Annotated in this window: 10 protein-coding genes; 4 read left to right on the top strand and 6 right to left on the bottom strand. The window is 51.4% G+C overall.

Features of this window, described 5'->3' with window-relative positions; translation table 11 throughout:
* The first annotated feature begins 133 nt into the window (after positions 1–133).
* From pgaA to CGZ65_RS02605, 4 genes are all read left to right on the top strand, one after another.
* A complete protein-coding gene (gene pgaA, locus CGZ65_RS02620; RefSeq protein WP_096294712.1) occupies positions 134–2,539 on the top strand; it encodes a poly-beta-1,6 N-acetyl-D-glucosamine export porin PgaA in 2,406 nt (801 codons plus the stop codon).
* A 197-nt stretch (positions 2,540–2,736) separates the two neighbouring features.
* Positions 2,737–4,617, top strand: coding sequence for a poly-beta-1,6-N-acetyl-D-glucosamine N-deacetylase PgaB (gene pgaB, locus CGZ65_RS02615; RefSeq protein ID WP_096294711.1), 1,881 nt, complete (start codon positions 2,737–2,739; stop codon positions 4,615–4,617).
* A 56-nt stretch (positions 4,618–4,673) separates the two neighbouring features.
* The gene (pgaC, locus tag CGZ65_RS02610; protein ID WP_096296073.1) at positions 4,674–5,891 is read left to right on the top strand and encodes a poly-beta-1,6-N-acetyl-D-glucosamine synthase; all 1,218 of its coding nucleotides are present in this window, start codon (positions 4,674–4,676) and stop codon (positions 5,889–5,891) included.
* Positions 5,892–5,907: 16 nt separating this feature from the next.
* Positions 5,908–6,246 carry a hypothetical protein gene (locus CGZ65_RS02605; RefSeq protein WP_096294710.1) on the top strand — a complete coding sequence of 113 codons (339 nt, stop codon included), beginning with the start codon at positions 5,908–5,910 and terminating at the stop codon, positions 6,244–6,246.
* 163 nt (positions 6,247–6,409) lie between these two features.
* On the opposite strand, the gene CGZ65_RS02600 is transcribed toward CGZ65_RS02605, so the two are convergent.
* The 6 genes from CGZ65_RS02600 to nosZ form a co-directional block, all read right to left on the bottom strand.
* On the bottom strand, positions 6,410–7,417 hold the full coding sequence (locus CGZ65_RS02600; RefSeq protein ID WP_096294709.1) for an FAD:protein FMN transferase: 1,008 nt from the start codon (positions 7,415–7,417) through the stop codon (positions 6,410–6,412).
* A gap of 213 nt (positions 7,418–7,630) precedes the next feature.
* A complete protein-coding gene (locus CGZ65_RS02595) occupies positions 7,631–8,128 on the bottom strand; it encodes a nitrous oxide reductase accessory protein NosL (RefSeq protein ID WP_096294708.1) in 498 nt (165 codons plus the stop codon).
* On the bottom strand, positions 8,125–8,955 hold the full coding sequence (locus CGZ65_RS02590; protein WP_096294707.1) for an ABC transporter permease: 831 nt from the start codon (positions 8,953–8,955) through the stop codon (positions 8,125–8,127). Before CGZ65_RS02590 ends, CGZ65_RS02595 begins: the two co-directional genes overlap by 4 nt.
* Entirely contained in the window at positions 8,952–9,842 is an 891-nt protein-coding gene (locus CGZ65_RS02585) for an ABC transporter ATP-binding protein (RefSeq protein WP_096294706.1), read from the bottom strand. Before CGZ65_RS02585 ends, CGZ65_RS02590 begins: the two co-directional genes overlap by 4 nt.
* Positions 9,843–9,902: 60 nt before the next feature.
* A complete protein-coding gene (locus tag CGZ65_RS02580; RefSeq protein ID WP_096294705.1) occupies positions 9,903–11,252 on the bottom strand; it encodes a nitrous oxide reductase family maturation protein NosD in 1,350 nt (449 codons plus the stop codon).
* A gap of 150 nt (positions 11,253–11,402) precedes the next feature.
* A complete protein-coding gene (nosZ, locus tag CGZ65_RS02575) occupies positions 11,403–13,382 on the bottom strand; it encodes a TAT-dependent nitrous-oxide reductase (RefSeq protein WP_096294704.1) in 1,980 nt (659 codons plus the stop codon).
* Positions 13,383–13,386: the final 4 nt, after the last annotated feature.

The following is a 13,386-nucleotide window of genomic DNA, read 5'->3' as shown; positions in this document are numbered from 1 at the left end:
CTAATACATTAAAATCACACCAACCAACATAATAATCCTGTATATTCCATATACATTCAAACACATTCTTCGAAACGTACTCATCCTTTCACACTACCGCCATCATGGCGGCCGTCAGTTTGATAATTTAACAATGAACATTACCCGTCCACTCTCTTTATTGGTGGCGACGGCCGGTTTTTCCGTGCCTGTCGTTTCCTATGCCCAAAACATTGATGCCGAACGCGAGCATTGGGTTGCCTACTCGCGCGCCAGTGAAGCGCAACGCATTGAAGCCGTTGATGCTTTGCAGCAGCTTTATCGCGAAACCAATAATCCGGCCGTGCGTGCCGATTTGATTGCCTTGCTGATACGCGGCGGCCAGCGCGAAGAAGCCTTGGCCATATGCGCCGATTGCATGCCGTCCGAACTGGCAGCCGATGAATTGGAAAACTTAGCCAAAGCCGCCCGCGACAATAAAAAATTCGATCAAGCGGCCAAGTTTTACCGTACGCTGCAAACCCGTTTTCCAGACCAAAAAATCGGCTTTCTCGGCAGTGCCTTAGTAGCGGCCGACCAAGGCCGGCAGCAACAGGCCACAGCCGATATTAAAGAATACCGCCGCCGCTTCGGTGATGACGGTGATATTCAAGCAGCAGCCGAATACCTCAACAGCCAAACCCAATCGCAAACCGAGCAGTTAAGTATTCTGGGCAAACGCATGAGCGCGGGAGCCGATAAAGAAACAGTTTTACAAACTTACCGCCTGGCTGCCAAAATGAGGGCATACCCTGTGCAGGAGCGTTTGATCAAAGAATTTCCGCAATATTTCACCCAAACCGACAAATTGTGGGGACAAAAAAATGCAGCCGCTTCACGCCTGCGCGGTGCGTTGGAAATCTCCGATCAAGAGCAGCTCAAACAAGCCTATCGCGAGCTGACCGACATCATGAACGCCACCGAGTTCGGTAGTGAGTTACACACCAGCGCACTGCGTGACCGCTTGGCAGCATCTACCGCCACCGGCAAACCGGAAGAAGCCGTTAGCGATTACCGCCGCTTGGCCAAACTGGGCAAGCAGCCGGCTTATGTCGATGCCTACTACGCCAAAGCCTTAACCGAAACCGCCAGCCCGCATAAAGCCAGCAAAATCTATCAAACTGCGGCAGACACCGAAATGGCGCAGAACAATAAAATCAGCGATGAATTAAACGAGTCCTTAATCGGTGCGTATGCAGATTTGGGCTATTACGACAAAGCGCGTGCGCAAATCCTGAATTGGCCCGCCGAACGCACCAAGCTCGATTTCACCCGCACCGTCCACATCAGCAATCCGTATTACAACAAACGGTATTTCTGGAATGCGCGTTTGGATGCATGGGGCGGCGATATCAATAAAGCCATTAAAGAAATGGATGCCTGGATTGCCGAATATCCGGCCGACCCGTGGGCGCAAGTTTTGCGCGGCGAACTGGCCTACTGGAACGGCCATGCAGAAGAAGCCGAAATGTGGTTCAACCGCGCGCAGGAATTTTTATCGCCTGAATCGCAAGACTGGGTGAAAAGCAAAACCGCTTCCATGCAGATGGCCAGCGGCAATTGGCGCAAAGTGGATCAAACCGTGCAAAACGTCAGCCGCAACAATTTAAGCTATCAAAGCTTTTTCCGAGATTACGACCAAGCACGCGCACCGGCTTTGAGCATCAACGCCAATGCCATGAAAGCCACCTCGCCGTCTGAAAAAATCGAATGGGGGCAAAACGCCACGCTGTATAGCCAACGCAGCGACAAAGGCCACCGCGCTTATGTGGCCGAGCAAACCGCTTATGTACCCAACCACGGCGAACCGTTGCGTGCCGGCCGTATCGGTGTCGGTGCGGAAGTCAGCGCTTATCCGGCCACGATCAACATCGAAGCCGGTCATGGCGTGAATCTGGATAAAAAAGCCTATGTCAAAGCCGGTGTGGACTATCGCTTAGACAGCCGCTTGAGCCTGAATGCCAACGCTGCCTACAACAGCGCCGATACGCCGACCAAAGCCTTGAATCAAGATGTGTATGCCAATGAATACAGCATAGGCGCAAATTACACCCACTCTGCCAACCTACGTATGGGTATTGGTGCGGGCGTGATGGATTTTGACGACGGCAACCTGCGCAAAACCGCTTACGCATGGCTTTCCAATAATCTCTACCAATACAACCGCTGGAAACTTTCCAGCTCATTGCGGGCAGATTACAGCAGCAACAAAGACATCCCCGAAGCGCACTACTACAACCCGAAAAACAGCAAAAGCCTGAGCGGCACGCTCTCCTTGTCTCACAGCCAACCGTTTGACAACCGCATCCAATTGCAGCAAACCGTCAGCGCCGGTGCCGGCCGCTACTGGCAGGCAGGCGAAAATGCTGAAAATACTTGGCTGCTGAAATACGGCCACGATTGGCAATTGGGCAGAAAACTCAATCTCAGTTACGAAGTCGGCCGCCGCCAAGCCATATACGATGGAAAACCCGAATACCAAAACTTCGGCAGCATCGGCCTAAATGTAAAATTTAAATAAGCGATGTTCAGACGGCCTGTTTATACGATAGGCCGTCTGAAACAACATTCCCCATTAATAAATGTTTCAACACGCAGGACTGCACATAAAGCGCAGCCCTGTGTTGCCCTGATTAGGAAGAGGTTATACCTCTTCCGGATAAATCCTGATTCTACCACCCTGACGGGCGGGGGGATCAACCAGCAAGGAAGATTTTGATGAAACAACGCATTTTATTCCCGCTTTTATGCGCCTTTGCCCTGCCTTCCGCGTGGGCAGCGGCTGATGTGAAATACGGCGTGATTTGTTATCACGACGTCATCGACCAGAGCAAACCGCCTTTTCCCGCTAATATGCCGCAAGACGTGCGCCGCACTTATTTTCCGCAAACCATCACCGTTGAGCGTTTGATTACCCATTTCAACTGGCTGCGCGACAACGGCTACACACCGGTCAGCTGGAAGCAGATTAAAGCGGCGCGTGCCGGCAAAGGTTCATTGCCGGCCAAACCGGTATTGCTCACTTTTGACGACGGCTACGCCAGCTTCTACACCACCATTTATCCGGTTTTGCAGGCCTACAATTATCCGGCCGTTTACGCCCTGGTGACATCATGGCTGGAAACACCTGCCGACGGCTACATCAATTACGGCAGCATCAGGCTGCCGCGTTCGGCCTTCATTACTTGGGAACAAGTGCGCGAAATACAGCAAAGCGGTCTGGTTGAAATAGCCTCGCACAGCCACGACATGCACCGCGGCCAAACCGGCAACCCGGGAGGATCGAAATTTGCCGCCGTCTTCCCAGGCAATTACCGCAACAAAAGCTATGAAACGCCGTCTGAATACCGCACCCGCATCCGCAGCGATTTGAAAAAATCACGCGACATCATCAGACAGCGCACCGGCGTAACGCCTGATATATTGGTGTGGCCATACGGCCAATTCACCCAAACCGCCGTGGAAACTGCCCGCGAATTGGGTTTCCACAACGACATGACTTTGAAAGATGAAAAACTCAGCACCATCGGCGAACAAAGCATCGGCCGCTCATTGGTGGATCAAGAATTTTCTTTAGGCCATCTGAAATCGTATTTGGAAGACAAATATTTTACATTGCCCTACGAGCGCGCGGTGTATGTGAAACTAGACGATTTATACAATGCCGACCCGATTAGGCAAAACCAAAATTACGACAAATTAATCGAACGCATGCGTGCTTTAGGCACCCAAACCGTGTATCTGCAGGCCGTTACCGATGAAAACGGCGACGGCGCGGCCGACAGTGCGTATTTCCCCAACCGTCATTTGAAGATGAAGGCCGATTTGTTCAGCCAAGTCTCTTGGCAGCTCAATGCTCGTTCGAACGTAGAAGTGAGGGCATGGATGCCGATGCTGGCGTTTGACTTGGGCGACGGCTACGAATACCTGACCGATTCGCGTACAGGCCGTCTGAATGCCCGTGCGGTGAAGCGTTTGTCACCTTACAACGCGAAAAACCGTCAAGCAGTAAAAGAGATTTACGAAGATTTGGCATTCAACAGCCGCTTTAAAGGCCTGGCCTTCGGCAGCGACGGTTTCATTACCGAATTCGAAGCTGCAGACAAAGGTAGCGATGCAGCCAAAACCGATGCATTGATTGCCTATTCCGACATGCTGAAACAAGCCGCCCTGCAATACAGCTTCAACGGCGTCAACGAAATGAAAACAGCCCGCAGCATTTGGGCCGAAGCAGCCATGCCGTCTGAAAAACCGGTATGGCTCGGTCAGAATCTGGCGAAATTTTCCCGGCATTACAATCACACCGTAGTACACGCAGCGCCGTATTCATTGACTACAGAATGGCGCGGCGGCGTTTCGGAAGCATGGCTGGGCAATTTATTGGCCGGATTGCGCGCTACCGATTTGCCGCACGACAAAATCGTGTTCAACATCCCCAACCGTGCTTACGACGGCCAGCAGTTGATTTTATCGCAAGACTTGGCGGCACGCATCATGCAGGTGCGTAAAGCACACTTCAAAGGCGCAGCCTTCAGCGATGATTTCGTGCAAAACCAGCCTGATTTGAAAACAGTAAAACCGGTATTCGGTATCAAATAATCCTTCAGACGGCCCCTATGCCGCCTGAAGCTTTTACGCTCACAAAAGAAATTATCATGAATTGGTACGAATATCTCGCCATTTTTGTCATACTCTATCCGGGCATCATGGCCGTTTACTGGACCATCTCCGGTATGCTGTATTTCCTAGTGTGGGAACGCAGCGGCGACAAACCCGTTTTTGATGAAGATGCGCCGATGGTCAGCGTATTGATTCCCTGCTACAACGAAGCCGGTAATCTGGACGAATCGATTCCCCACCTGCTGAGACTCACCTATCCCAATTATGAATTGGTGTTCATCAACGACGGCAGCAAAGACGACACACTGAAAATCCTGCAACGCTGGGGCAATGTTTCCGAGCGCATCAAAGTGGTTGATCAGAAAAACGGCGGCAAAGCATCAGCGATGAACAACGGTGCAAAACATGCTCTCGGCAAATACATTGTCGGGATCGACGGCGATGCGGTTTTGGATTACAACGCGCTGGAATACATTGTCGATACGCTGGAAAACAATCCCGATGTCGGCGCCATGACCGGTAATCCGCGCGTGCGCAACCGCAGTACCGTATTGGGCAAGCTGCAAGTAGCAGAATTCAGCTCGATTATCGGCTTAATCAAACGCTCGCAAAGCATGGCCGGCACACTGTTTACCGTATCCGGCGTAATTATGTGCATTCGCAAAGACACTTGGCGGCAAATCGGTGGCTGGAGCGAAAACATGATTACCGACGACATCGACATCAGCTGGAAAACGCAGACTTCAGGCTATGAAATTATTTATGAACCTCGCGCCTTATGTTGGGTCTTAATGCCAGAAACCCTACGCGGCCTCTACAAACAGCGCTTGCGCTGGGCTCAAGGTGGCGCGGAAGTGATTTTGAAATACAGCAGCGAAATCTGGAAAGCAAAAAACATCCGCCTGTGGCCGCTTTATTTTGAATATTTCGTGACCTTGATTTGGGCCTATTCGCTGCTGGCCTTTTCTATTTTCAGCATTGCCGAAATGGTGATGGGCACAGCGGATTTAACCTTCTTCAAAGTTGGCAGTTTAGCCACTTTTATGGCCTTTTTACTGCAATTTTCGATCAGCCTCTATATCGACAGCCGCTACGAAGGCAATTTGTTCCGCTACTTTATCAGCTGTATCTGGTATCCCTACGCTTTTTGGTTGCTCAACAGTATTACCTTGATTCACGGTTTCCCGAAAGCCGTGTTCCGTGACAAAACCCGCCAAGCGACTTGGGTCAGCCCTGACCGCGGCATTCAATAACTTAAAGGAGAAGCAAATGTATAACGCAAACTTACGCGAACAAATGATTATCCGCAAAGCCAAGCGCCGCTCGCTGAGCATCACTACCAAAAGCATATTGGCTTTTATGGTGATTTGGAGCTTATGGGCATTGGCTGCTTATTTGATAATCGACGATCATCACACGCTGTTTATGCAGCCACTGGTCGCCGGCTGGACCTTGTGGGACATCTTCCGTGCCGCTTTAGTGATTGTGTTATCGCAACTGGTGATTTTGCAGGCATGGAGCATTTTGGTAAAATACCGCATGGATCACAAGCGCCGCGAAGACAATCTGGAAGATGTATTCGCGGCGTCTGAAAATCACCGGGCTTGATATCAGACAAAAGGGCCGAGACCTTTGCAGAACCCTAGATTTAAGTGCAGTTCAAAATTGTAGCAGCACAGAAAGCAAAAACATATTGAAGATAGGCAAGCTTTCCAGCAGCGCGCAACGAAGAAATGTGCCCCAAATAGGGATTTGCAAAGGTCTCTGCTTTTTACTCAATGATTTCGATTTCATTATCCGGCATTACCAGCCACACTTTCGCTCGCTTGGCCTGCGCTGCTTGCCGGATTTCGTCCTGCGGCATCACCGAAAACGCCGTGGCAAACGCATCAGCCAGTGCGGCCGTTGGTGCCATCACGCTCACACTGCGGTAACGCGGTGTGCTTATGCCCGAACGCGGGTCGAACAAATGAGTAAACTTACCTGCTTCGTCCATCACCGTACCGTAGCCGCCGGAAGTAGCAAAACCTTCATTTTGCAGCGGTACATTCAGCAACACGCTTTTTTCATCTTGCGGATTGCGGATACCGGCCTGCCATGTGCGTTTGCCGTCCATATCCAAGCCGCGGATTTCTCCCATATCGGCTAAAGCTTGTTCTACGCCGTTTTTCTGAAATAACTCCACCACTTTATCGGTAATATAGCCTTGGGCAATACCGTTGAACGACAAGCCCATGCCCTGGCCGTGAAATCGGACAAACGTATCGTCAAATTCCACTTTATCAAACCCGACACGCTGCAATACTCGATTCATATCCGCCTGCGACGGCGGCGCATCGGCATGGGGATACCGTCTGAAATAATCGGCATAAAAATTCCACAACGGCTGGATACTCGGGTCAAACGCGCCTTGAGTGAGCCGGTAAACTTCTTGGCTGATGCTCAATAAAGCCAGTAAATCTTGCGGCGGATTGTCCAGACGGCCTTCACGGTTAAGCTGCACAATCAGGCTGTCGTCACGGTATAAGCTGAAAATTTTTTCCAAACGCGCCACTTCCGCCAATGCCTTATTCACTAAATCATCGGCTTGTCGGCGGTCGACATGATACAGACGCAACTGCGCACCTGAACCCAAGGCAATGCCTTGCCAAACAAACGGCCCGGCTTCCTCGGTTTTAAGGTTATCAGTTTGGCGGTTTAGCGCCAACGGTAAAACCGCACCGCCCGCAACAACGGCACTGATGGCCAAAAAACGCCGGCGGCTTAAGGGGATATTCATGGTTTCTCTGAAATAAAAATCAGGCCGAGATCTTTGCAAAACCCCAGATTTGAGTACGGTTCGAAGTAAGAACGGCACAGAAAGCGCAGACCTATCATTTAGATAGACAAACTTTCGAGCAGCGCATAACGAAGAAATGTGCCAAAGATAGGGAGCTTGCAATGATCTCAGGCCGTCTGAAAACCCGAGGGCTTTTCAGACGGCCTATTCATGTTACTTAAAAATATACGCTTCGGGCATCTCATCAAAACTTACCACTTTGCCGCCCTTCTCTTGCGCAAATTGCTCGGCCTTGGCTTTGTCCGCAAACGGCAGCGCGTCTTCCGAACCCATGCCGCCGATAAAGCCGCTATTGATGACATACCATGCTTTTTTGGCATCAATCCACGCTTCATTGGCGTTCGGTTTCGTCCAATCGGTCACTTTACCCATATCGGTGACATACATCACATGAATGCCTTTCGGCTCTTCCGGCAGCTTGGTGTAACCGAACATTTGGCGGATGGTTGAGAACCACACCGGCTTGTCGGGTTTGTCGTTGAGATAAAGCTGCGCTTTAGGGCCGTCGTGTTCCGTCAGGCTCATACCGCAGTAATAGCCGATCGACTGTTCGGTAATCGTCAAGGGAGCAGGTGGCGGTTCGATGTTTTCTTTGGCACCGCAAGCAGCAAGGAGCAAAACGGCGCACACAGTCAGGGCAAATGTTTTCATATTTGTCGCTTTCCAAAAATCCAAGCCGCAAACAGCAGCGGAATGACTACCCACAACACCTGCGCGGTAAGCAATACCGGCAGCGTCAGGCTGATTTGCTCGGTCAGCCCGGCCATACCCGAATACATGGCAGTGTTTTCATAGCCGGTCAGGTTGAGCAGGCGGTAAATGTCGGTCGGGTTGAACAATAAAATGCTTTCCACCATCGGCGCGGTCAGCGTTTGCTGCGTATCAGCCACCAATATGCCGAGCAAAACCATGTCGAAAATCACCACAAAAAACAGCCACACGCCGATGGCAATGCCCGCCGCGGTGCCGCGCTCTTTCACCTTCGCACTGATTAAATAGCCCAAAGCCAAAAACGCCGCGCCCAAAATCACACTGGCACCAATCAGGCCGGCAAACGGTTTCCATGCGGCGATGTTGATGCCGCCGTTGGCCAATTGCAATGCGATACCGGCCAAGCCGTAACCGGCAGTCGTCGCCAGGGTCAGAATAATCAAGTGACCCAAAAATTTACCCGCCAAAATCTGGTTGCGTGAAACGGGGTAGCTCAATAATAAACCCATTGTGCCGCGCTCGATTTCGCCAATCAAAGCATCGTAGGCCAGCAACATGGCAATCAGCGGGATGAGGAAAATCGACAAGCTCGACAGACTCACCACCGTGACGGTGAGCGGATCGACCTTCACCGAACCGGTCGGTGCGCTGCCCAAAAAGCCCAGCGACAAAGCCAGTGCCGCCAGCAGCAGCGCCGCCGCCAGCACCCAGCGGTTGCGCAGGCTGTCGCGTACTTCTTTGCCGGTGATAATCAAAATCGGGTTCATACGTCTTCCCTTTTCAAGAATTGTGCATACATTTCATCGAGCGTCGGCGTATGGATGTCGAGATAGGCCAAATCGTTTAAATCACCCAATTCAGCCAACAAAGCCATGCGTTCGTCGGCTTCGCATTGCGCATGGAAATTGAGGCCGTCTGAAGACTGCCAGCGTGCCGATAACGGTTTGGTGTGTTTCAGGCGCATATTCACCGTGAGCGGCAAACCGCTTTGCACATGCAACTCGTCCATGCTGCCGTCGGCGACTTTGGTACCGTTTTTCATCACCACCACGCGGTCGGCATGGCCGTCTAATTCGGTCAAGGCATGCGTGCTGAGCAACACCGTCGCTCCTTTGCCGTTTAATTCGCGCACCACTTCGTAAAACATTTGTCGGGAAGCCGGATCGAGCCCCGTGGTCGGTTCGTCAAAGAGCAATACTTTGGGCTCGCCCAACAAAGCCTGCGCCAAAGCCAGACGCTGGCGCATGCCCTTTGAATAGGTACCGACACGGCGCTTGGCCGCTTGGGAAATGCCCACACGCTCAAGCAACTCTCGGTTTTTATTGAGCGGCTGCTTTTTCAGTTTGGCGTAAAAAGCCAGGGTTTCCAAACCGGTCATGGATGGATGCAGCGCCACCGTTTCCGGCAAATAACCGATTTGACTGCGCACCGCCGCACCGGCTTTACTGCCTGTTTTCTCGCCCAACAACATCACTTCGCCCTGTGTCGGGGTAATTAAGCCGAGAATCAGCTTCATCAACGTCGATTTGCCCGCGCCGTTGTGTCCGGCCAAGCCCACGCTTTCGCCTGCTTTCAGCAACAAATCAATATTATCGACCGCGCGCTGTTCGCCGAATTGCTTGGTCACGTTTCTCAATTCAACATGATTGCTCATGGTGTTTCCTTGTGTGTTTGTTCAGACGGCCTTTTTCCACTCAGGCCGTCTGAAAGCCTTTTATTCATTTGCCTGTGCTGCCCATGCCGATTTGGTTTGCTTGGCAGCTTGCAACATTTGCGCTTTGTGTTGCAGGTAATACGGCATGGTCGGATTTTGATGGGGCTGCATCAGTGGTTTGCTGTCGACCACGCCGCCGGGCATAATCGCGGGGAACTGGCTTTGCGCCCACTTCACAATGCTCACTGCCGGACTGTTCATCAAGAGACTGGCTACCGGTGCGCGCCAGATGATTTGGTCGGTGATGCCGTTGGGGCGGTAGGCGCTGTCGCCGATGCCGTCGCCGTCAAGGTCGAATGCGCTGTTGTCGCTCCAATAATTACCGCGCCCGTCCTCCGACCAATCCAAGAAACGCGTACTGACGTATTTGACTTGACTTTCATTGTTGATAAACGAATTGTCGGTCAATTCCGTGCCTTCGATGGCGGCCGTGAAGTGAATGCCGATTTTGCATTGCTCGAAATGGTTGCCGAAGATTTTATTGTTGTTGGCATTGTAGGCAAACAGGCATTTTTCTGCCTGATAAATCACGTTATCCTGCACTTCCGATTGGTTGACGTAATTGAGCATAATGCCTTGATCACGGCTCATTACGGCAATATTGCCGCGTACTTTGATTCGGTCGGAAAACATCATGGCATAGGCGATGTTGTTGCCGATGGAAATATTATCGATAACTTCGCTGTCGTTGGTGTACATATAATGCACGGCGAAGCGTACATCATGGAAACGGTTGCCTTTATAGATGTTGAAGGTGCTGGCGTTGGAAAAAATGCCGTCACGGCCTTTGGAAATGTCGTTGCCGACCACTTGCGAACCGGGCGCGTTCCATACGGTCACGCCGTTGCCGCGCTCATTCACGCGCAGCTCGGCATTGCCGACAATTTTGTTGTCTCGCACCATGGCATCTTTGGAACCGTGTAAATAGACGCCCACAGAATTATCCAGAATATCGTTTTTTTCCACTAAAGCGTTGGTAGCGGTTTCTTCCAGATAAATGCCTGCGTCCATATCCGGCAGGCTCATGCCCGATCCGCTGACGGTAAGGTGGCGAATCACCACATCAGGCGCATGCACGCTGACCGTGCGCCCTTTTTTATCGCCTTTGATAGTGGCGGAACGGTCGGCCGGACCTTCCAAGATTAAAGGTTTATCGATGATGATTTTGGCTTGGTACACACCCGAAGCGAGCTTGAGCGTATCTCCGGCTTGGGCTTGGGCGATGATTTGATTGAGATTATCTGCGGGCGAAACGGCAATCACCGCAGCAAAGGCCGTCTGAAACCCTGCTGCGGAGAGCAGCGCACAAACAGCGTATTGCAGCGTTTTGACATTAAATAGAGTGTGCATGTGGTTTCTCTTGTTTTCAGACGGCCTGTGTCGGGGCGACAAGTTTGACATTATAACAAAACCATCTGTCTGATTTTCAAATGGCTTTGTTATAAAGGCCGTCTGAAAAGGAATTACCGTTTCAGACGGCCTGCTTTTACTCAGGTTTGATTATTTTGGTTTCACAATCATTTGGCCTGACATTTCCATGTGCAAAGCGTGGCAGAACCATTGGCAGTAGTACCAATGTACGCCCGGACGGTGGGCGGTAAAGGTAATCGAGCTGGTTTGCTGCGGGCCGACTTCCATGGCAATACCATAGCCTTCCAAAGTAAAGCCGTGGGTCAAGTCTTCGATGGTTTCGACGTTAGTCACGACCACAGTTACTTCATCACCTTGATTCACTTCAAATTGCGGTACGCTGAATGCAGGCGCAACGGCAGTCATATACACGCGTACTTTATTGCCTTCGCGCACCACTTTGGCGGCTTTTTCCAACTCAACGCCGTCTTTGGCAGCCATGTCGGCGGCATCTTTCCACCACCAGGCGTGTTTGGTGCGATCCCAAGTTTTGCCCGGGTTTACTTTAGACGCGGCCACCAAACAGAAGTCGTGCGGTTCGGCAAAAGTCGGATTATCGTGCACCAATTTCATCTCGTCGCCTGAAATGTCGATCAATTGGTCACACTCAGGCTTCAGCGGACCGGCATTCAAGAAACGGTCTTTCGAGAATTTATTCAAAGATACCAACCATTTACCGTCAGCCTCTTTGGTTTCGCCCATGGTAGTGTGGTTGTGACCCGGTTGGTAGTGAACATCGATTTTCTGCTTAATCGGATCGATTTTCTCTCCGGCATAAGCTTTAATCGCATCTTCGATGTTCCATTTCGCCATTTGGCTGTCGATAAACAAAGTGGTGTAGGCGTTGCCACGGCCGTCAAATGCGGTATGCAACGGGCCTAAACCCAATTGCGGTTCGGCCACGACAACATCGCGCGGCTGGATTTTACCGGCAAATAAATCATCGAGTTTGCTTACGTCCAAAACGGTCACTGTCGGAGACAATTTGCCGTTGAGCATGATGTATTTGCCGTCAGGCGAAGCATTACAGCCGTGCGGTGAGTTTGGCACCGGAATGTAGCGGGTATATTTAGAATTGGCTTCGGCGCGGCCGTCGAGCATTTTCACACCGTTGACCTCTTTAAAGTCACCGTTTTTAATGCCCGCTTCAATCGCCGCCAAGTCAAACACGACTACCCAGTCCTGTTCGTTGGCGGAAGCAGCCTGCACGGTCAAACCGCGCTCGGAGTTGTAGCAGGTTGAGAACGAATATTTGCCTTGGTAGTCGGCATCGCCATTGTCCAAATTGCCGTCTACCAATACCTGCCATGCAATGTCCATGGTTTCGCCGTCGATGGCGGTATAGACCGAATACCAGGTTTTCGGATCGTCCACCTTGCCGCCGAAGCCGTCGACAGGTACGATATGTTCGCCGTTGGCAAATACATAACCGGTTTTCGGATAACGTTGCGGACGCAAACCATGGATACCGGAAGCATTCGGAATCTCAACGATTTTGTCGGTTTTCATAATTCCCAAATCCACGCGGCACACACGATTGTTGGCTTTATCATTAGCGTAAGCATAGCGGCCATCGTACGTTTGGTCGGTAAACGACAAGTGAGGGTGGTGCAAATCGCCATTTGGGAGGCAGCGCAAACCGCTGGCTTTCAAAAATGCATTGGTTTCAGGCGTATTTTTTTCGTTCAAAATACGCAGGCTCTCGTTGGTACGGCCCCAACCGGTGGCGCTGTCCATATTGAATACCGGTATGCGCATCAGCTCGCGCATAGACGGCAGACCGATTAAACGCATTTCACCGGATTGTCCGCCTGACAAGAAGCCGTAGTATTGATCCAGTTCGCCCGGACCTACGTGGATAGACTGGCCGCCTTCGCTGCTGTGTGCATCCGCTTTGGCCGCCGGTGCAGCACTGCCGGCACCGGAAGCCGTGCCTTTATCGCTCTCAGCATTGGAACAACCGGCCAAACCCAACAAGCCCGCACCGGCAATACCGGCACCGGAAGCTGCGGCAGTACCTAAGAATGAACGTCGGCTTAAGCCGTTTTGTTCTAATTTTTCGTCTGACATAAAA

Source organism: Neisseria weixii, from assembly GCF_002327085.1.
In the GTDB taxonomy this organism is placed as follows: domain Bacteria; phylum Pseudomonadota; class Gammaproteobacteria; order Burkholderiales; family Neisseriaceae; genus Neisseria; species Neisseria weixii.
This window is presented reverse-complemented; position numbering and strand designations above follow the sequence as displayed.

What these genes read in the sequence shown, in the direction of transcription:
- CGZ65_RS02600 (WP_096294709.1), bottom strand. Translation starts at nt 7,417, where the DNA reads ATGAATATCCCCTTAAGCCGCCGGCGTTTTTTGGCCATCAGTGCCGTT.
- CGZ65_RS02580 (WP_096294705.1), bottom strand. Translation starts at nt 11,252, where the DNA reads ATGCACACTCTATTTAATGTCAAAACGCTGCAATACGCTGTTTGTGCG.
- CGZ65_RS02585 (WP_096294706.1), bottom strand. Translation starts at nt 9,842, where the DNA reads ATGAGCAATCATGTTGAATTGAGAAACGTGACCAAGCAATTCGGCGAA.
- pgaA (WP_096294712.1), top strand. Translation starts at nt 134, where the DNA reads ATGAACATTACCCGTCCACTCTCTTTATTGGTGGCGACGGCCGGTTTT.
- pgaB (WP_096294711.1), top strand. Translation starts at nt 2,737, where the DNA reads ATGAAACAACGCATTTTATTCCCGCTTTTATGCGCCTTTGCCCTGCCT.
- CGZ65_RS02605 (WP_096294710.1), top strand. Translation starts at nt 5,908, where the DNA reads ATGTATAACGCAAACTTACGCGAACAAATGATTATCCGCAAAGCCAAG.
- pgaC (WP_096296073.1), top strand. Translation starts at nt 4,674, where the DNA reads ATGAATTGGTACGAATATCTCGCCATTTTTGTCATACTCTATCCGGGC.
- nosZ (WP_096294704.1), bottom strand. Translation starts at nt 13,382, where the DNA reads ATGTCAGACGAAAAATTAGAACAAAACGGCTTAAGCCGACGTTCATTC.
- CGZ65_RS02595 (WP_096294708.1), bottom strand. Translation starts at nt 8,128, where the DNA reads ATGAAAACATTTGCCCTGACTGTGTGCGCCGTTTTGCTCCTTGCTGCT.
- CGZ65_RS02590 (WP_096294707.1), bottom strand. Translation starts at nt 8,955, where the DNA reads ATGAACCCGATTTTGATTATCACCGGCAAAGAAGTACGCGACAGCCTG.